Origin of the sequence: Streptomyces sp. NBC_00390, from assembly GCF_036057275.1 — a bacterium.
Lineage (GTDB): Bacteria > Actinomycetota > Actinomycetes > Streptomycetales > Streptomycetaceae > Streptomyces.
The window spans coordinates 831,941-850,726 of sequence record NZ_CP107945.1; the positions used below are offsets into that span (position 1 = coordinate 831,941).

Sequence of the window (18,786 nt, forward strand, 5' to 3'; positions counted from 1 at the left end):
CGGCCGGCCCGCATCGCTGTGTCGCATCACTGACGTTGCGGGGCCCAGTGCTTGTACGGAGCCCCGGAGCCTCACGCTCTCCAGGGGGTCCGACCGGCCCCGCCCAAGGGCTGCACGGTCCCGCGGAGGCACGGAGATCGTCGGCCGGACCGGTCGTCCCGTCCGCACCGGGGTCAGGTCCGGGTCCGGGTCCGCCATCGGACCGGTCAACGCATCGAGCCGGTCACCGGCTCGGGCTGCGTCAGAGCTCGGTCACCTTCCCGTCGGCCACCTCGATCCGGCGCGTGGTGCGCACGGCATCGAGCATCCGGCGGTCGTGAGTGACCAGGAGCAGTGTGCCCGTGTACGAGTCGAGAGCCGACTCCAGCTGCTCGATCGCCGGCAGGTCCAGGTGGTTGGTCGGCTCGTCCAGTACGAGCAGATTGACTCCGCGGCCCTGCAGCAGTGCGAGCGCGGCCCTGGTGCGTTCGCCCGGCGAGAGGGTGGTGGCCGGGCGCAGCACATGGGCCGCCTTCAGACCGAACTTGGCGAGCAGCGTGCGGACCTCGGCGGGTTCGGTGTCCGGGACGGCCGCGCAGAAGGCTTCCAGCAGCGACTCCGTACCGAGGAAGAGCCCCCGCGCCTGGTCGACCTCGCCGACGAGGACGCCCGGTCCGAGCGAGGCGTCGCCGGAATCGAGCGTGATGCGGCCGAGCAGCGCGCCGAGCAGGGTCGACTTGCCCGCGCCGTTCGCGCCGGTGATGGCGACCCGGTCGGCCCAGTCGATCTGCAGCGTGGCCGGGCCGAAGCTGAAGTCGCCGCGGCGGACCTCGGCCTCGCGCAAGGTGGCGACGACCGCGCCCGAGCGGGGGGCCGCGGCAATCTCCATCCGCAGCTCCCACTCCTTGCGGGGCTCGTCCACCACATCGAGGCGCTCGATCATGCGCTGCGTCTGGCGGGCCTTCGCGGCCTGCTTCTCGCTGGCCTCGCTGCGGAGCTTGCGGCCGATCTTGTCGTTGTCGGTGGCCTTCCGGCGGGCGTTCTTGACGCCCTTGTCCATCCAGGAGCGCTGCATGTGGGCGCGGCCTTCGAGTGCCGCCCTCTTGTCGGCGTACTCGTCGTACTCCTCACGGGCGTGCCGGCGGGCGGTCTCCCGCTCCTCCAGATAGGCCGCGTAGCCGCCGCCGTAGAGGGTGATCTCCTGCTGGGCAAGATCGAGTTCCAGGACCTTGGTGACCGTTCGGGTGAGGAACTCGCGGTCGTGGCTGACCACGACCGTGCCCGCGCGCAGGCCGTGGACGAATGTCTCCAGCCGCTCGAGGCCGTCCAGATCCAGATCGTTCGTCGGCTCGTCGAGGAGGAAGACGTCGTAGCGGGACAGCAGGAGGGAGGCGAGTGAGGCGCGGGCTGCCTGGCCCCCGGAGAGCGAGGTCATCGGCTGGTCGAGGCCGATCGTGAGGCCGAGCGAGCTCGCGACCTCTTCCGCCCGCTCGTCGAGGTCGGCGCCGCCGAGGTCCAGCCAGCGCTCCAGGCTGACGGCGTACGCGTCGTCCGCGCCCGGGGTGCCGTCGACCAGCCCCTGGGTGGCCTCGTCCATCGCCGCCTGGGCGGCGGCCACGCCGGTGCGCCGGGCGAGGAAGGCCCGCACGGTCTCGCCCGCGCGGCGCTCGGGCTCCTGCGGAAGGTGCCCGACGGTGGCGCTGGGCGGGGAGAGTCGCAGCTCCCCGTGCTCGGGTGTGACAAGTCCGGCGAGCAGCCGCAGCAGGGTCGACTTGCCGGCGCCGTTGACGCCGACGAGGCCGATGACATCTCCGGGCGCGACGACGAGGTCGAGCCCGGAGAAGAGCGAGCGGTCGCCGTGGCCGGCGGCGAGGTCCTTGGCGACGAGGGTTGCAGTCATCAGGGGGAGATCCTAGCCCCCGGGACGAAGTCCCAGGAGGGCGCACAGCTGCTTGCCGAGTGGCTTGCGCAGGGTGTCGCCGCAGGCCAGGTCCTCGAGCACCCACCGAAAGCGTGGCGCGGTCAAGCAGGCGCCGACCGCGTCACAGGTGCCGACGGGCGTTCCCGGGCCGGCGCCGTGCAGCGGCAGGGGGGCGGCGTGGAGGCGGTCCCGGCAGTAGGGGGCCCGTGCCTGCGGCGCAGCTCGTCGCGCGTACGGGTGCGAAGCGGGTCCGATCCGCCTCGCGCTCATCGGCGCACGGAGGCAGACCTCCGGTTCATCGGCGGCTGCATGTCTTCTCCTCGGCGGTCCACGGCTCGCCCGGGCCACTCGGTTCCGTCATCGCGCCACGGGTGCGACCAGCACACCCCCCGTGGCGCGTGCCACGACGAAGGACTGTCCCTTGGCCGTCTTCGCGTCCAGCGGAATCAGGTGCCGGCCCGGTTCGAGCATGCCGTCGAAGAGCTGCTGGGTGTGGCTGCGGTAGAGGCGGTCCAGACGGTACGCGACCAGCTGGACGCGGCACGCGGACGTCACCTCGACCTCCGCGCCGTCCGCCGTGGCGTTCAGCCGTGTGAGCCGTCGCTGCTCCAAGGGGCTGCGGTCCAAGGCGTGTTCGATCTGGGCGACGAGGAGAGGGATGATCGGGGCGAGCCCTTCCACGTACGCTGCGGGGGCGGCTGCCCGCTCGAACGCCGCGCGCACCGCGGCTCGTTCGTCCTGCCCCACCGCGCGTCCGAAGGCGACGGCTCCATAGGTGCGCAGCTCCTCGGGAGGCACGGTGTCGGCATCGTGCGCGATCTCCGCACCGATGCCGATGGTGCGCAGCGCGGCGGCAAGCTTGGCGAGCACGTTCACGCGCGCACCGATCAGCAGCACCCGGCGGCGGACGGGGACTTGGTCCGCGTCGCCGGGCAGCAGACGCTGCAGCGCACGGCGGTACTCCTCGCCGCGGAAGCGGAATGGGCCGATCCCTTGGTAGCCGTTGAGGTCGAGATCGGCACTGCCGTCGGTCTGCCAGGCGAAGTCCCGCCAGACGATGTCGTCGCCGTCGCGTTCTATGACGGCGGTCACCGCTCCGCACTGGATGTCCTCGCACTCCGGACAGCCGTAGATCACACAGCGGCTGCCCTCGAACGGGGCATCCGTCTCCAGCAGCAGGGTGCGCACCTGTGCGCTGAAGATCGCCGGTGGTACGTCGGCGGCCAGCGGGGAGACCGCATCGAGGTCGCAGAGCTGGAACAGCAAGGGACGGCCGTCGACGATGAAGTCCAGGAAGTCCCGGTGCACTTGATAGCCGCCATCGGCGAGGACACCGCCGGCCCGCATCGCCGGAGCCAGACCGAAGGTCGCGTACTCGACAGACATGTCGTGAGTATCCCCAACTGTGCCGTGATCCGTGCACACGCGTCCCGGCGGGTTGCAATCCCGCGGGTCACTCTCCGACCACGTTCCGTCCACGCACGGTGATTCGGGTGATGTCATGGTCCCGACGTGACGGCCTCGGGGGGCGGGCGCCCTGTGGTGGCCATGTCTCCTCGAGCCGCGCACTCCGGTCGGGGCTGATCGCTCATGTCCGGTACGTCTGCGAGGAGTTGGCCGAGCACCCTGGGGAAGCGGGGGTGCGGCCGTTCGCGGGGCCCGGATGGCCGCCCGCCGGCGGGGAGGCGACGGGCATGTGGACGGCCTTGCGGTGGGCGCCGGTTGCGAGAGGACACGTGCTGACTCGGCCGGCACGCCCGGCGGGCAACGTCCCCCGCGACATCTGGCCGGGGCGCGGGGCACGCTGCTGCGCCGACCGAGCTGAGCCGGTCTCATCCGGTCCGATCCGGTCAGGCATTCCGGGGTGTTCCGGGGCGGGCCCCCGCTCCACGCCCCGGGCCCGGCCGGCCGGAGCGGGTCACGGCAGCCGCAAAGGTACTCCCGTTCCGTGCACAGGGAAGGCGGGGCGGGACCCCGGCGCCACCGGCAGGGCGGGACCTCCGGCACCCGAGCCGGTGCGGGTCCCGTCTCTCGTACCGGGTCATCCGGCGCCGGCCGGCGGCCGGCCCCCACCTTCGCTCCCTGCTCCGGGGACGCCGCCGCCACCGGCGGTGTCCTCGCCGGTGCCCGGACCGATCCGGAGCTCGAAGTCGCCGTCGTAGTGGGTGTGTCCGGCGATCACCGCGGACTCCACCGCTTCCGCTCCGAGCTCCTTGCGCACGATCAGCGGATCTCTGCGCAGATCGCGCATCAGGGCGACGCACATGCCGAGCATGACGAGTACGAACGGCGCGGCGACCAGGATCGTCAGATTCTGCAGGCCCGCCAGCGCATCGCCCTTGCCGTCGCCGATCAGCAGCATGATGGCGGCGACGGCGCCGGTGAGCACACCCCAGAAGACGACGACGAGCCGGTTCGGCTCGAAGACACCTTTCTGGGAGAGCGTTCCCATCACGATCGACGCGGCGTCCGCTCCCGACACGAAGAAGATGGCGACAAGGATCATCACGAGCACACTCATCGCGGTGGTGAGCGGGTACTCCCTGAGTACCGCGAAGAGCTGGCCCTCCGGCGTGGTCTCGTCACCGAGCCGCCCCTGTTCCTGCAGCTTCATCGCCGATCCGCCGAAGATCGCGAACCACAGAAGGCTGACGGTGCTGGGCACCAGGATGACGCCGCCGATGAACTGCCGGATCGTACGCCCCCTGCTGATCCGGGCGATGAACATGCCGACGAAGGGGGTCCACGAGATCCACCACGCCCAGTAGAAGACCGTCCAGCTGCCCAGCCAATCGGCGACGCCTTCCCCGCCGCTCGCCTCGGTGCGGCCCGCGAGCTGCGGGAGTTCGCCGAAGTAGGCGGCGATGGACGTCGGCAGCAGATCGAGCACGATGATGGTCGGACCCGCGACGAGCACGAACAGAGCCAGCAGCAGCGCCAGCACCATGTTCGTGTTGGACAGCCACTGAATACCCTTCTCGACACCGGACACCGCCGAAAGGACGAACGCGACGGTCAGGGTGGCGATGATGCCCACCAGCAGTCCGATACCGGCCTTTTCCATCCAGCCCAGCTCGGTGAAGCCACTGCCGATCTGCAGAGTGCCGAGGCCGAGGGACGCGGCGGAGCCGAAGAGCGTGGCGAAGATCGCGAGGATGTCGATGAAGCGGCCGACGCCGCCGTTCGCCCGGCGCTTGCCGATGAGCGGTTCGAAGACAGCACTGATGGTCTGCCGCCGCCTGCGGCGGTAGGAGCTGTAGGCGATGGCGAGTCCGACCACCGCATAGATGGCCCAGGGGTGCAGCGTCCAGTGGAAGAGCGTGGTCGCCATGGCAGTGACCATGGCATCCGCCGAGTCGGCCGGCGCCGTGCCCGGCGGAGGGTTCGTGAAGTGCGCGAGCGGTTCACTGACTCCGTAGAACATCAGGCCGATGCCCATGCCGGCGCTGAACATCATGGCTACCCAGGAGATGGTGCGGAACTCGGGCTCTTCCTCCTCCTGCCCCAGCGTGATCCTGCCGTAGCGGCTGATGGCGAGCCAGAGCGAGAAGACCACGAAGCCGGACGCGGCGAGCACGAACGCCCAGCCGCCGTTGTGGATCAGTCCCGCGAGCATCGCGTCGGAGACGTCCTCGAGGGTGTCCGTCGCGACGGCGCCCCACACCACGAAGGCGAGGGTGAGCACGGCCGTGACTCCGAAGACCACACGGTCGGTCGTGGGGCGCCCTGTCTCCTTCGGACGGCCGGGGAGATCTGCCGTCACCGACAGCTCTCCCCGGTCCGCCGGTCGTTGTTCGTCGTGCGGCACAGATGGCACCTTTCGCGGGGTTGCGGAATCGGGGCTCCGCTCTCGACTACCCCCTACCACATGTGATGCACACCACAGACCTCAACAGGCGGTGACCGGTTCACCTGATACCAGGTGATAGGTCGCACGGCCGTCGAGGAGCAGCGGGACCAGCTCCCGCTGCGGCTGGCGCAGCGGCACGAACGCGCCCTCCGGTCCCGGCCGCGACGTGACGCCGTGCAACGCCAGTTCGTCCTTCACTTCCGTGTACTGGGCGGCGTCGAGGAGGTAGCCGCAGGGCGGGTCCTGGAGGGTCTCCTCGCCGGTGGCGGGGTCGTTGTCGGCTCCGCCCAGATAGACCGGCCCGCTGTCCGCCGTCCCGGCGGCCCGGGCCCCGGACGTCGCCGCCTCGATCCGGCCGCGCCGTTCCGCACTGAAGGCGAACAGGCCTTCCAGTGCCGCGAGTTGACTGTGCACCCGGCGCCGGTTGTTGAGCGCGGGATCCGCCTTCTCCTGGTCGGTCAGGGGGTCGACCCGGCTCTCGATGAGCAGCCCGACTGCGTTCTTGATGCCCGAGGCGTTGCGCAGGATGCGTTCCTGCCCGTCGCCCGCGGTCTGCTTGACGGGATCCCCGGTGACCGGGTCCGTCCATATGCCGTACGTACCGGTGCTGTAACCCGCTCCGGCCGCCGCCGGGCGCACGTACCGGTCCGACAGTGTCCGCGCCTCACGGTGAACTCGCGCATCGGTGTTGAGGTTGCGCGGCCACAGGTCGAACAGGTCCTTGTCGTAGTAGGGCGGGGTCGCCCCGTACTCGTGCAGGTCGTAGATGATGTCCGGGCGCTGGTCACGGATGACGGCGGCGACGGCCCTGCCCTCGGCCGTCCTGAGGGCGATGTGGTCGCGGTTGATGTCGACGCCGTCGGAGTTGCCCCGGGTGCCTGCGGCCCGGCCGTCCGGGTTCGCGGTCGGGACGACAAGGACCCGGGTGCGGGCCGGCAGCCCGCGGGGGCTGCCGGCCCTGGCGTAGGCGAGATCGCGGATCGTGGTCAGACAGGCGTCACGGCCGGACGGTTCGTCGCCGTGCTGACTGCAGATCAGCAGCACGGTGTGGGCGGCACGCCGGTCACCGACGCGTACGAGCTGGAGCGGGCGGCCCTCTTTCGTGGTGCCGATCCGGGCCACGGACATGCGCCCGCTGCCGCGGTCGACGGCGGCGAGGAACGTCTGCTCCTCGCTCTGGCTGGTCCAGCGTGCGCCGTCGCTCTCTTCGAACCCGGTGCGCGGCGGGGTGTGGGCCGCTTCGGCGGGAACGGTGAGCAGGGGAACGGCCAGCGCGACGGCGGCGCCGGTCACGGCGAGAGCGCGCACACGCGGGCGGGACAGGCGGGGCGTCATCGGGTGCTGCCTCCCGGGATCGGTCGGATCGGACGCGGTTCGGCGACCCCGCCGAGGCGGGACTCGCGGGGGCCGAGTGCTTCGGATGAACCGGCCGTGGCGCCTACGAAGGCCGGTGTTCCGCCGACGATCGGCAGGTGCGCGGCCGTTCGCGCCAGGTCGAGGGTGAGGCGCGGTACGGAGGGCGGCGGGTCGATCAGATCGCGGTCGGTGCCGCCGACGATCAGCGCGAGCCGGTGGCCGGCCGGGACCACGTGGTCGCTCGCGTGCAGATCGAGACTGATGGTGTACGGCCGGCCGGGGGTCAGGGGACGGCCGTGGGCGTCGGATGCGTGATTGCCAAGGTCGGCCCAGCCACGGCTGAAGATGGTGTGGCCGACCGTGGTGGTGCGCGCTCGGGTCTCCTTGAAGCACGAGCTGTCTCCTGCGGTGCTCGCGCCCCAGCAGGTGCGTTCGGCGAGGGTGGTGATGCCTTCGCCGGACGCCGCGTAGTCGCGGATGGTGTCGGGACCGAGGTCGACGAGGACCGCGGACAGGTGGGCGCTCGAGGTGGACGCGGTGGCCGTCACGGTCACCCGCGCGGAGCCGGACAGGCGCAGTTCGCGGGTCAGCGGCTCGGTGATGAATCCCGCTTTGGCCGGAGTGGGGGTGTCGACGGCCGCGGCCCAGTCCGTCTCGTCCAGTCGCGGGTCGTCGGTGAACGTCTCGGTGGCGCCGGGCCGGGCGGGCCGCAGCGTGAGGGTGCCGACGCCGGCCGCGGTGCCGCTGCCCGGGCGCAGGCTGGTGGCGGTGGTGGAGCGCGGCGGCCAGACCCGGTCGGTGGACCACCGGTCGGGGGCGCGCTCGATGTCGGCCATCGGCTCCCGGTCGACCCCGTTGTCGTAGCCGAGGAGGTAGTGGTCGAACCACCGGTGCAGCGTGCTGACCCACTCACCGCGGCGGAAGTCGAAGGGGTCGACGTGCCCGGTCTGCGAGAGCCAGATCTTGCGGTCCACACCCTGCGCGGCCAGGGCGTCCCACCACTGACCGAAGTGCTTCGTACGGACGTTGAGGTCCTGCATGCCGTGGACGGCGAAGACGCTGGCGGTGACGCGGCCGGCGTCCGGCACATAGTCCCGCTCCGTCCACAGCCCCGTCAGATCGCCGCTGCGCGGGGCCTCGTCGACCAGTCGCTGCTGGACGGCCCCGCAGCGGGCGCGCGCCTCGGGACTCTCCACGTAGTCGGAGAGCCATTCGGGGCCCGAGTCGTACAACGGTGCGCCCTTGGCGAAGTAGTAGTCGTACCAGGAGGAGATGGCGCCGATCGGGACGATGGTCCTCAGACCTCGTACGCCGGTGGCCGCGACACCGTTGGCGATGGTGCCGTCGTAGCTCTTGCCGATCATGCCGGTGGCGCCGGTGCTCCAGCCGGCCCGGGCGCGCACGGCACCGGTGCGGGTGGTGTAGCCGCGGGCGCGGCCGTTCAGCCAGTCGACGACCGCCTTGGCCGACTGGATGTCCGAGCGGCCGCCGACGTCCACGCAGCCGTCCGAGCGATTGGTTCCGGCCAGGTCGACGGCGACGAAGGCATAGCCGCGGGGAACGAAGTAGTTGTCGTAGTAGAGCGGGAACTGGACCGGGCGGCCGTTCGCGTCGTAGGTCTTGCGCTGGCTCTCGTTGCCGCGCCCGCAGCAGGCGTAGTACGGGCTGGCATCCATGATCACCGGGATTCTGCGGCCCTGCTCGGCGGCCTCGCGCGGCCTGACGATGTCGACGGCGACCCGGTCGGTCCTGCCGTCGCCGTCGCCGTCGAGCCGGGTGTCGACCCAGACGGACTCACGTATCGCGTTGTCGTACGAGTAGACCGGCCTGCTCTCGCGGACGGACGCGCCCTGCGCGGCGGTCGGGGCGAGCGTCAGGGACATCAGAGCGGCCGAGGCCGCCACCACCAGCGATCTGCACGTAAAGCGGTTGCCCCGCACACGATTCGGCATGGGCGGAAGGTACTCCGGTCAACTCCCGTGCAAAAGAGGGCAGTCGGCGCTCCGAAGCGGCCAAAGGGACACCAGGTGGCATGTCGGCCCCATGGCGATCGTGTGAATGGCCGGGCCGCGCTCCTGTCGGGCGGCAGGGGTCGTGCCTAGGGTCCAGAGAGATCACTTGTCCCAACGACTTGGAGCATCCGTGCACCGCAGACTCATCGTCCCGGGCGCGCTCGCGGCCACCCTCCTGCTGGCGATCCCGGCATCGGCCGCCACTTCGTCGCCCGGGGCACCGGGCATCGGCGACCCCTACTACCCGGCCAGCGGGAACGGCGGATACGACGTCTCCCACTACGACCTCCGCCTCAGGTACCAGCCGGCCACCGATCTGCTGGAAGGGACGGCGACGATCCTCGCCACCCCCACACAGAACCTGAGCCGTTTCAACCTCGACTTCGGACTCGCGGTCAGCGAGGTACGGGTAGGCGGTAGGAAGGCGGCGTTCGCCAAGGAGGGCGACCGGGAACTGGTCATCACCCCGGCCGCTGCGCTGGAGAAGGGCCGGCCGGTGCCGGTCGTGGTCCGCTACGCGGGCAAGCCGTCCGAACTGAGCATCGACGGCTTCACCGCCTGGCACCGCACCCCGGACGGCGGAGTCGCCGCGCAGGAGCCGGACTCGGCGGTGTGGTGGTTCCCGAGCAACGACCACCCGCTGGACAAGGCGACCTACGACATCTCGGTCGCGGTTCCGGACGGCACCCAGGCCATCAGCAACGGCGTGCTGCAGTCGCAGAGTTCACGGCTCGGCTGGACCCGCTTCAACTGGCGCTCCAACAAACCGCAGGCGTCGTATCTGGCCACGCTCGCGGTCGGGAAGTTCGACATCACCACCGACAGAACGGCGGACGGGCTGCCGATCCTCAACGCGTACAGCAAGGACCTCGGCGACAACGCGGGCGCGGCGCGGGCCAGCGTCGAGCGGACGGGTGAGGTCGCCGAGTGGCTGACCGGGGTCTTCGGGCCCTACCCCTTCAACGCGCTGGGCGGCTACGTGCCCAACGTGAAGAGCGGGTACGCACTGGAGACGCAGACCCGCCCGTTCTACAGCCCGCGCCAGTTCGCGAACGGCGCCAACGTCTCGGTGGTGGTGCACGAGCTGGCGCACCAGTGGTACGGCGACAGCGTGTCGGTCGACGGCTGGAAGGACATCTGGGTCAACGAGGGCTTCGCCCGCTACAGCCAGTGGCTGTGGTCGGAGAAGGAGGGCGAAGGCACCGCCCAGGAGCTCGCGGACTGGGTCTACGCCCAGCACCCGGCCGACGACGCCTTCTGGACGGTCAAGCCGGGCGACCCGGGTCCGGACAAGCAGTTCGACCTCGCCGTGTACGACCGGGGTGCCCTCGTACTCCAGGCCCTGCGGAACGAGATCGGGGATGAGGACTTCTTCGCGATCCTCAAGGGCTGGCCCACCGAGTACGCCTACAAGAACGCCAAGGTGGGCGACTTCGTGGCGTATGCGGAGCGGGTCTCGGGCAAGCCGCTGGCCGCACTCTTCGACACCTGGCTGTACGCGCCCTCGAAGCCGGCTGCCCCGGCTGCCGCGAAGGTGCGTGACGCGCGGTCGGAGTCCGTGGCACCGCAGCCGCCGGCGTCCTGGAAGAAGATCGCCGCGACGAACTCGGTCCACGACCACGGCCACTGACCCGGGTGCACAGCCCTGACAGCGCCGCCGTCCCTTCGGGGGCGGCGGCGCTGTCCCGTCCCCGCCGGTGCGCGGGGACGGGCCTTCGGGGCTGTCATGACTCCTTCATGGCCTCTTCCCGTGGCCCCGGTCAACGAGGATTCGCAGGTCAAAAATGACTCGGAACGACTCCGCAGGCCGGGCCTTGCGGCAGCAGATGAGGGTGCAGCCGATGCTGGTGAAGGCCAGGAAGCTCTCGGCCTTGCGTTCATAGCGTCGGTAGGGGCGGCGGCAGCCGGTGAGCCGAGCCATGACGATCGGCCGGCCCGACCGACGCACCCTCACCTCGGCCTCGTGGAAGTGCCGCAGGGGACGTGTGGTTTTCCGTCACGCCTGCACACCGAACAAGCCATCCCGTTGTACGCGTTGCTGGCACCTGCTAATTTTTCTTGGCAGGAGCAAGGAGTCCGTATGAACCTCTCTGATCTCACCGGAGACGAGTTGACGAAGGTGCTCGCGGCTCTGTCCAATCCGCATCGGCTACGTGTCGTCGCGGCCGTGGCCAGGGAGCGCAACTACGTGAGCCGACTGGCTCGCGAGCTCCGTATCAGCCGGGCCCTACTGCAGGTCCACCTGCGCAAGCTGGAGAGTGCCGGCCTGGTCTCCTCCACGCTTGAGCTCTCAGAGGACGGAAAGGCGATGAAGTACTACGAAGTCGTGCCCTTCGCCTTGAACCTGACTCCACGCAGCGTCATCGCGCTCGCCGAGACGATCACCATCGCCACCGACGAAGAGGCCGACCAGGCCAAGGGGGAACGTTGAACCACAACTACGGTCTGGACGGCATCATTCTCACGCTGGGCGGTCTGCTGCTGCTCACGCCCGTGATCATCGTGGCCCTGCGCCAGCGCGGCAAGACACAGCGCGCCGAGGCCGTCCTCGCCCGCGAGCAGGAATACCGTCAGCTCACCGAACTGGCCCTGACAACACAGGAACTGACGGACCAGAGACTGTCGGAGATCTCGGCACAGCTCGCCGACATGCGATCGCGGGTCGAGTCCATGGAACGCACTCTCAAGGACGTCGAGTAGCCGCGGCCGAGCACCGGAGTACCGGAAGCGCCCCCGTCACCATCCGTGCTCCTGCCTTTCCAGCCAAACCTGAGGAGGAACCATGTACTCGACGTGCGCCAGGAACAAGACCGGACGCCTTCTCCTGGTCACGGTGTCCGCCGCCCTCGCCGGCGCCGCACTCACGGCCTGCAACGGCAAGACCACAGTGGAGGAGTCGCAGTACCAGGTCAACGAGAAGGTGACGTCCCTACACATCAAGACGAACGGCGGGAACGTCGAAGTGGTTGCCGCAAACAGCTCCGGCGTCAGCGTCACCGAGAGGTTTGAGTACACGGACGAGAAGCCGCGCACCGAACACTTCGTGCGCAACGGCGAGCTCTCGCTGAACGCTCCTGGCTGCACGGAGAGCGACGCCGGAGAGTGCAGTGTCAACTACACCGTGGCGGTCCCGCACGGCTCCATCCTGTCCGTGGACACGGGCGGTGGCAACGTCCGGATCACAGAGTCCGCCCCGAAGAAGCTCTCCGCACACACAGGCGGCGGCGACCTCGACGTCTCCTTCACCGCGGCGCCCGACCAGATCGAGGCCGAGTCGGAGGGCGGCAACATCGCGGTGCGGCTACCCGAAGGCGCCTACGCGGTGGATGCCAGGACCGACGGCGGCGACCGTGAGGTGGGCATCGCCAGCGATCCGTCCTCCTCGCACAAGGTGAGGGCGCACACGGGTGGCGGAAACATCACCGTCGTCACCGCCAACTGACGACCGCATTGCAATCGGCCAACCGGTGCAGCGGCTCCTGTGGTGCAAAAGGATGCTGTGTAACACCTGTCGCTCACTGACATCCCGCCCATCGACCGGCTCGTCGTCTGTCATGGCGACGCCTGCGCCCCCAACACCGTGGTCGGTGACGACGGCACGTGGACCGGACACGTCGACCTCGGCACGCTCGGTGCCGCCGACCGCTGGGCCGACCTCGCTGTCGCCACATGGAGTACGCAGTGGAACTACGGTCCGGGATGGGAAGAGCCACTGCCTAGGCCGGACCAGTGCCCGCAAACCAGGGGCCGAGATCCGCGTCGCTCAGAGCCGCCTCGCGGCAGCATCGCGGCAAGAAGGCTACGAAGAAGCCTTGACTGTGGTCATTCCTACACGGCCCAAGGAGTCCGGCAACCGGCCGGTCGCGTGGGCTGCGAGGCCGACAGCCGTCCTTCGCTGTGGGGCAGTTGTGATGGGAGGTGACCCACACAACCCTTGGGGCGGACGGGGAGTCCAACCACCATGCGCAAACGAGCCTTTGCCTGCCTCGCTGCCCTCCTGGCCGTCACTACCGCATGCTCAGGTAGCAGCACCGCCGACAAGCCGAAGCAACGCCCGGCCGTCGCCTCCTCCGTCTCCGACTTCAATGGCGACGGCTACAGCGATCTGGTCGTCACCGATTCCGACGCCACGGTCCAGGGCATCTACGCCGCCGGACAGGTGGTCGTGGTCCACGGCTCCGCGAAGGGCCCCGGCACCGCCCACCGCAAGGTCATCGACCAGAACGACCTGGGGCTGGGCAAGGCCGGGCAGGGCGGCCGCTTCGGCGACGACTCGGTCAGCGCGGACCTCGACAGCGACGGCTACGCGGACCTCGTCGCAACAGCGGGCAGCAAGACCATCTTCGTCGTCTGGGGCGGCAGGCGCGGCCTGCCCGAGTCCGGCGCTGCCCGGCTGACCGGCGTGTCACCCGTGGCCGGTGACTTCAACGGCGACGGTTACACCGATCTCGTCTCCAGGGACACCTATACGGACGTCGGCACCCTGGCCCTCGGACCCTTCAGCCGCGCGGGCAAGCCGGAGCGCACCGTCCGGCTCGACCTCACCCCGGAGGGCGAGCCCTTCACGTCCGAGGATGACATCGCCACACCCTCCGCCGCCGGGGACGTCACCGGCGACGGCCGTGACGACCTCGTCGTCACCTGGTCGAAGTACGGCGACGCTGCCTACAGTCCCCGCGCCACCGTCCTGTACCGGGGTGCGGCCGACGGCCGGCTCACCAAGGGCCCGCGCCTGAAGGACTCCCAGGGCAAGGACCTGTACGGCCATGCACCCGTCACCGCCGACATCGACAAGGACGGCTACGCGGACGTCGTCATGGGCCTCGCCTGCGAGGGGTTCGGCGATCCAGTGATCCCGGAGGGCGGCAGCCGGGTCGAGGTTTCATACGGCGGTCCCAAGGGGCAGAGCACCAGGCTCAAGCCGGTCCGTATCACCGAGCATGCCGCGCTGCCGGGCTCGCCGAAATTCACCTATTGCTCCTTCGGCGCGGGTGTGTCCGTCGGGGACACCAACGGCGACGGTCACGCCGATGCCGTCTTCAGCGGCTCGGTGGGAACGGACGCAGTGGGCCGCCCGACCGTCATCCTGTTGCTGGGCAGCGCCAAGGGCCTGACCACGCAAGGCGCACGGCTCTTCAGCCGGCTCACCCCCGGCATCACCGGATCCGACGACATCGAGGCCGGCTTCGGCCACGCGAAAGCCCTGCTGGACACCGACCGGGACCACTCGGCGGAACTGGTGATCGGCAGCTACTTGTCACCGGGCGGCACCGACCCGATCCTCTGGGTGCTGTCCGGCTCCACCTGCGGCATCTCGGCCTCGCACACCGTCACCTTCGACCAGGACACCCTCGGCATCGCGCTCACCGCCGGCCGCGGCGACTACGGCTTCGGCCGGTGAGGCGGCTCACTGTCCGTCCGGCTACCGTCAGGCGATGAACCCGGTCAGCCTCCGAGTGCACCTGCGCGAGATCGGCGCCCCTCCGCAATGCGTCACGGCCTCCGCGATCCGCCGGGCGTGTCCTCCAGGCACAAGGCCCCGTGGTCGTTGGACCAGGGATGGGAGCGCTCTCATCAGACCCTGAAGTGCGGATATCCTGTCCGCGGCAGCATCACGCCGTCCGCGCTCGTGCCGAGCAGCTGACTGGAGCAGACGAGGAGCGCCCGCCTTGCCCGAGCAGTCCACCGGGGCACGCCCCACGCTGGAAGCCGTCGCCGCCCGTGCCGGCGTCTCCCGGGCCACCGCCTCGCGGGTCGTCAACGGCGGTGCCGGTGTACGCCCGCCGCTTGTCGACAAGGTGCGCCGGGCGGTCGAGGAACTCGGGTACGTGCCCAACCACGCGGCGCGCACCCTGGTCACCCGGCGCAACGGCGCGGTGGCCGTGATCATCGCGGAGCCCGAGTTCCGGATCTTCTCCGACCCGTTCTTCGAGCAGCAGGTGCGCGGGATCAGCCGCGAGCTGACGGCGTACGACTCCCAGCTGGTGCTCCTGTGGGTGGAGGGGCCCGGGGACCACGACCGGATAGCCCGTTATCTCGGTGGCGGGCATGTCGACGGCGCGCTGGCCTTCTCCCTCCACGACGACGACGAACTGCCCGCGATCATCGACCGCGCGAAGATCCCCACGGTCTTCGGCGGCCGCCCGGGCGCCGGGGCCGACCTGTCCGTGCCGTATGTCGACGCCGACAACCGCGGTGGCGCCCGGGAGGCCGTGCGCCATCTGGTCTCACTCGGCCGCCGGCACATCGCGCACATCGCGGGCCCGCGCGACCAGACCTCCGCGCTCGACCGGATCGACGGCTATCACGACGTGCTGGTGGACGCCGACCCGGCGCTGCTGTGCCAGGGCGACTTCACCGAGGCGAGCGGCGCCCGCGCGATGGCGGAACTGCTTGAGCGCCGGCCGGACGTGGACGCGGTCTTCGTCTCCAACGATCTGATGGCGCTCGGCGCACTGCGAACGCTGCGCGAACGGAATGTGGGGGTTCCGGAGGATGTGGCACTGGTGGGCTTCGACGACATGCCGTCGGTCGTCGAGCAGTCGAGTCCGGCGCTGACCACGGTGCGCCAGGACATCGAGGGCATGGGACGGCTGATGGTCCGCCTGCTGATGCGGCTGCTGAACGAGCACGGGACGCAGACGGGCGCGCCCGCCTCGGTGATCACGCCGACCACGCTGGTGCGGCGGGCATCGGCCTGACCTCCGATGCCCGCCGCACACCCTGCGGCCCCCTGGCTAGCCGTAGGGGATCACGAGCACCGAGCGGTCGGTGCCGGTCTGGAGCCTGGACGTGCCGTTGCCGATCGCGCTCCACACCTCCAGCCGTACGGTGCCGCCCGTGAGGTCACCGAGGGTCCCGGTCGCCGACTTCAGGCCGCGTGACTGGGCGTACTCCTCCCATCCCGCCACCGGATCGGTCGCGAAGTAGTGGTACGTCTCGACGCGGTCGAACGTGCCGTCGCCCGTCAGGTCGAAGCTGATCCTGGCCTGCTGGCCGAGCCCGACCGAGGTGCCCGCGTCCAGCTGGAGGCGGAAGACGGTGGCTGCGCCGGGTGTGAGCGTGCCGTTGACGTTCCTCACCTCGTAGACGAGTGGCTGGTAGGGGGTGCCGTCGTGGTTGGCGCCGCCGGCCGACGCGACCGTGTCGCTGCCCGCCGTGCCGCCGGTCGCGGTGGTGAGAACACCGCCGCTGCGCAGCTGGAACGTGTTGCCGCTCGGCGGGTCGGGATCCGGGTCCGGGTCGCCGCCGCTGCCGGTGCCGGTCGCCGTGGAGCGGGCCGGCACCGACAGCGTCTTGCCGTCGGAGAAGGTCACCGTGCGGGCCGTCGCGCCGTAGTTGTGCGCGGCGTACGTCCGCACCGTGCCCTTGGTGAAGACGGCCGAGCTCGGGATGTCACCGGTCACCGTGGCATCGGGTGCGCCGAGCGTGTCGAGGGTGGCGAGCCAGTGGTACGTGTGGGCCTTGGACTCGCCCTGCTCGGGCGTGTAACCGGCGTGGCCCGCGTCCCACTTGGCCTTGGCGGCGGCGGGGTCGGCGAAGGACTGGAACTCCCAGAGAATGTCGCGCCATTCGACGGCCGGGCCGCCGTTCTCGCGTTCCATCTCGGCGATGTTGCGCCGGACGGCGGCCTTCTTGCCACCCAGGTGCAGTGAACCACCGGTCACCGGAAGGACGTTGATGCCATGGATCTCTTCCGGGTTGGCGGTCCACCAGGTGGCGTAGGCCGCGCCGCTGCCCCAGACCATGCCGGCCGTGTCGTGGCCGAAAGAGGAGGGGAAGACCTGCTCATCGGCGTCGAACCAGTACTGGGCGATCGCCTCGGACTCCGTGGTGAGCAGATATGTGCCGAGATCGCGCAGCGAGGTGTCGCCGGTCGCCGAGCCCCACAGGACCAGAGCGGCGCTGAGGTTGGTGGACTCCGACGACGACTCCTGGTTGTTACCGGCCGCGAACCCCTGGTGCCCGGAGGCCCAGCTGTGTCCGGCGTAGACGTCGAAGCCGCGCAGGAAGGGGAAGGCCGTGTCGGTACGGCTGGGGTTGGCCGTGTCCCGGACGAGGGTCTTGACCATGCCGCCCCAGGCGGAGTCGGCGGCCCAGCTCTGGTCGTACTGGGCGACGACCGCCGCGGCGTACACGTAGTAGCTGTAGTGGAAGTGGTGGTCGTTGAGCTCGGTGTCGCTGCCGTACGAGGCCGGGTAGCCGGTGAGGGTCCTCCAGTCCTTGTCGTAGCTGAACTCACTGGCGCCGCCGGCGGTGAACCACTCCTGAAGTCTGCCCTTGATCAGACCGAGCAGCTTGTCGCGGGTCGCCGTCTCGCCGATCTGGTCGGCGACGGGCACCAGCTGGGCGAGCCGGCCGAGCGCCTTGCCGGTCCAGTACGTGTCGGTGTAGCCGGAGAAGGGGTCCGCGGCGTTGGCGACCTCGTTCAGATGGCCGCGGAGCCGGGCCGTGTCCACGCCGTCCGCCTCCGGCAGGGCGGGCAGCACGGCGGAGGCCTTCTGGCTGGTGGTGAAGGCGGCCGATTCGCGGACCTTCATGGTGCCGCGCGGCGACACATAGGTGTACGGCGTGAGCGCGTCGGTGGTGTGCAGCCACTGGTGACGGTAGAGGGCCTGGAGCGTGCCGCGCTCGGTGCCCTCCTTCGCCTCGGTCGTCAGCGTGTACGTGGCCTTCACGGTGCCGCCGGTGTAACTCCACTGTGCCGTGGACCCGGTGACGAAGCTGTACGCGTACTTCTTGTAGGTGGCGAGCACGTCCGTGGAGGGCAGGACGGCGAGGGAGAAGTAGTCCTTGGCGCCGAGGCCGGCGCTGATGGTGGAGCCGGAGACCGTCCAGTCGCTGCCGGTCGGTGCGAACAGGGCGTAGTGGTGACCTGCGACCGTGATGCCGAGGACGTTGCCCTGATCGGCGAAGACGGCGGGGGCCGTCGCGGTGGTGATCCTGGCGTCCCCGCCGGAGCCCTTGGCGTATACGAACGGCAGGCCGTGGCCGATCGTGGTCCGCAGGGTGCGGCTGCCGTCGGACCAGTAGGGCGTCACGGTCCAGTCGGACCAGTCGTCGGCCTTGGTGTCGGGTGAGTCGAGGCCGGTCAGACCGAGGGTCAGATCGCGTTTGTGCGCGTACTCGTACTGGCGGCCGTCGCCGACGACGGCGGGCGTGGTCGGGTAGCCGACCTCGAGGCCGCCGGCGGTCGCCTGGTAGGTGAGCGGGTGGCCGTACATGGGCGTGGAGTGCGGGTTGTCTCCATAGCGCTGGAAGGCGAGCGAGGACCACCAGTCGTTGGTGGGCACGGGCCGGTTCTTCGCGGCGGCCGTGACCTTGGGGATGACCGGTGTGCCGGTGTTGGTGGTCGGGCCGGATGCGCCGGCGGGACGGGTGTCGGAGTAGCTGCCGGAGCCTACGGGCACGGTCGCGGCCGCCGCGGGAGCGGCTGACGGACCCAGGCCGAAAGCGGCCAGGGTGGTGGCCAGAACCAGCACGGTGGCCGGTCTGGTGCGGGGGGCTGGCATGGACGGCACCTCATGTCATTCATGAGTAGGGGGGCCGAGAGCGCTCTCAGATGCCAGGAACGTAAAACTCCTGAAACACACGTGTCAATAGATGGGACACAAACGGGAGTTGGTCCCGAGTCCAAGCCGTTATGTCTTCGAGTCTTGACGGGGCGA

14 protein-coding genes and 1 pseudogene are annotated in these 18,786 nt (G+C 70.0%); 7 read left to right on the forward strand and 8 right to left on the reverse strand.

Features of this window, described 5'->3' with window-relative positions; all coding sequences use genetic code 11:
* Window positions 1-241: 241 nt before the first annotated feature.
* The 6 genes from OHS70_RS03500 to OHS70_RS03525 all read right to left on the reverse strand — a co-directional run bounded on the left by OHS70_RS03500 (window position 242) and on the right by OHS70_RS03525 (window position 9,058).
* Window positions 242-1,879: an ABC-F family ATP-binding cassette domain-containing protein gene (locus OHS70_RS03500; RefSeq protein ID WP_328393519.1), complete on the reverse strand. Its 1,638-nt coding sequence runs from the start codon at window positions 1,877-1,879 to the stop codon at window positions 242-244.
* Window positions 1,880-1,891: 12 nt separating this feature from the next.
* Window positions 1,892-2,170, reverse strand: coding sequence for a hypothetical protein (locus OHS70_RS03505; RefSeq protein ID WP_328393521.1), 279 nt, complete (start codon window positions 2,168-2,170; stop codon window positions 1,892-1,894).
* A gap of 87 nt (window positions 2,171-2,257) precedes the next feature.
* The gene (locus OHS70_RS03510) at window positions 2,258-3,286 is read right to left on the reverse strand and encodes an oxidoreductase (protein ID WP_328393523.1); all 1,029 of its coding nucleotides are present in this window, start codon (window positions 3,284-3,286) and stop codon (window positions 2,258-2,260) included.
* A gap of 655 nt (window positions 3,287-3,941) precedes the next feature.
* The gene (locus OHS70_RS03515; RefSeq protein ID WP_328405385.1) at window positions 3,942-5,669 is read right to left on the reverse strand and encodes a BCCT family transporter; all 1,728 of its coding nucleotides are present in this window, start codon (window positions 5,667-5,669) and stop codon (window positions 3,942-3,944) included.
* Between the two features lie 120 nt (window positions 5,670-5,789).
* Window positions 5,790-7,085, reverse strand: coding sequence for a M14 family metallopeptidase (locus tag OHS70_RS03520; RefSeq protein ID WP_328393525.1), 1,296 nt, complete (start codon window positions 7,083-7,085; stop codon window positions 5,790-5,792).
* Window positions 7,082-9,058: a Xaa-Pro dipeptidyl-peptidase gene (locus OHS70_RS03525; protein WP_328393527.1), complete on the reverse strand. Its 1,977-nt coding sequence runs from the start codon at window positions 9,056-9,058 to the stop codon at window positions 7,082-7,084. Before OHS70_RS03525 ends, OHS70_RS03520 begins: the two co-directional genes overlap by 4 nt.
* 190 nt (window positions 9,059-9,248) lie before the next feature.
* On the opposite strand from OHS70_RS03525, the gene OHS70_RS03530 reads away from it, so the two are divergent.
* Complete coding sequence (locus tag OHS70_RS03530) at window positions 9,249-10,748, forward strand: M1 family metallopeptidase (protein WP_328393529.1); 1,500 nt, start codon at window positions 9,249-9,251, stop codon at window positions 10,746-10,748.
* Window positions 10,749-10,931: 183 nt separating this feature from the next.
* On the opposite strand, the pseudogene OHS70_RS03535 reads toward OHS70_RS03530, so the two are convergent.
* A pseudogene (locus tag OHS70_RS03535) lies at window positions 10,932-11,030 on the reverse strand (IS5/IS1182 family transposase); the annotation flags it as partial.
* Window positions 11,031-11,198: 168 nt separating this feature from the next.
* Here OHS70_RS03535 and OHS70_RS03540 point away from each other — a divergent pair.
* The 6 genes from OHS70_RS03540 (at window position 11,199) to OHS70_RS03565 (ending at window position 15,819) form a co-directional block, all read left to right on the forward strand.
* Window positions 11,199-11,549: an ArsR/SmtB family transcription factor gene (locus OHS70_RS03540; RefSeq protein WP_328393531.1), complete on the forward strand. Its 351-nt coding sequence runs from the start codon at window positions 11,199-11,201 to the stop codon at window positions 11,547-11,549.
* Window positions 11,546-11,818, forward strand: coding sequence for a hypothetical protein (locus OHS70_RS03545; RefSeq protein ID WP_328393533.1), 273 nt, complete (start codon window positions 11,546-11,548; stop codon window positions 11,816-11,818). Before OHS70_RS03540 ends, OHS70_RS03545 begins: the two co-directional genes overlap by 4 nt.
* 82 nt (window positions 11,819-11,900) lie before the next feature.
* Window positions 11,901-12,560, forward strand: a complete 660-nt coding sequence (locus tag OHS70_RS03550) for a DUF4097 family beta strand repeat-containing protein (RefSeq protein ID WP_328393535.1) — start codon at window positions 11,901-11,903, stop codon at window positions 12,558-12,560.
* 90 nt (window positions 12,561-12,650) lie between these two features.
* Window positions 12,651-13,040 (forward strand): phosphotransferase, encoded by a 390-nt coding sequence (locus OHS70_RS38975; protein ID WP_443062724.1) that lies wholly within the window; start codon window positions 12,651-12,653, stop codon window positions 13,038-13,040.
* Between the two features lie 39 nt (window positions 13,041-13,079).
* A complete protein-coding gene (locus tag OHS70_RS03560; protein WP_328393537.1) occupies window positions 13,080-14,519 on the forward strand; it encodes an FG-GAP repeat domain-containing protein in 1,440 nt (479 codons plus the stop codon).
* Window positions 14,520-14,787: 268 nt separating this feature from the next.
* Window positions 14,788-15,819 (forward strand): LacI family DNA-binding transcriptional regulator, encoded by a 1,032-nt coding sequence (locus OHS70_RS03565; RefSeq protein WP_328393540.1) that lies wholly within the window; start codon window positions 14,788-14,790, stop codon window positions 15,817-15,819.
* Window positions 15,820-15,855: 36 nt separating this feature from the next.
* Here OHS70_RS03565 and OHS70_RS03570 read toward each other — a convergent pair whose 3' ends face one another.
* Window positions 15,856-18,630: a glycosyl hydrolase gene (locus OHS70_RS03570; RefSeq protein WP_328393542.1), complete on the reverse strand. Its 2,775-nt coding sequence runs from the start codon at window positions 18,628-18,630 to the stop codon at window positions 15,856-15,858.
* Window positions 18,631-18,786: the final 156 nt, after the last annotated feature.

Bases quoted from the DNA above. Each gene is read 5' to 3' on its own strand.
- OHS70_RS03500 (WP_328393519.1), bottom strand. From the start codon at position 1,879: ATGACTGCAACCCTCGTCGCCAAGGACCTCGCCGCCGGCCACGGCGAC.
- OHS70_RS03505 (WP_328393521.1), bottom strand. From the start codon at position 2,170: ATGAGCGCGAGGCGGATCGGACCCGCTTCGCACCCGTACGCGCGACGA.
- OHS70_RS03510 (WP_328393523.1), bottom strand. From the start codon at position 3,286: ATGTCTGTCGAGTACGCGACCTTCGGTCTGGCTCCGGCGATGCGGGCC.
- OHS70_RS03520 (WP_328393525.1), bottom strand. From the start codon at position 7,085: ATGACGCCCCGCCTGTCCCGCCCGCGTGTGCGCGCTCTCGCCGTGACC.
- OHS70_RS03525 (WP_328393527.1), bottom strand. From the start codon at position 9,058: ATGCCGAATCGTGTGCGGGGCAACCGCTTTACGTGCAGATCGCTGGTG.
- OHS70_RS03540 (WP_328393531.1), top strand. From the start codon at position 11,199: ATGAACCTCTCTGATCTCACCGGAGACGAGTTGACGAAGGTGCTCGCG.
- OHS70_RS03550 (WP_328393535.1), top strand. From the start codon at position 11,901: ATGTACTCGACGTGCGCCAGGAACAAGACCGGACGCCTTCTCCTGGTC.
- OHS70_RS03560 (WP_328393537.1), top strand. From the start codon at position 13,080: ATGCGCAAACGAGCCTTTGCCTGCCTCGCTGCCCTCCTGGCCGTCACT.
- OHS70_RS03570 (WP_328393542.1), bottom strand. From the start codon at position 18,630: ATGCCAGCCCCCCGCACCAGACCGGCCACCGTGCTGGTTCTGGCCACC.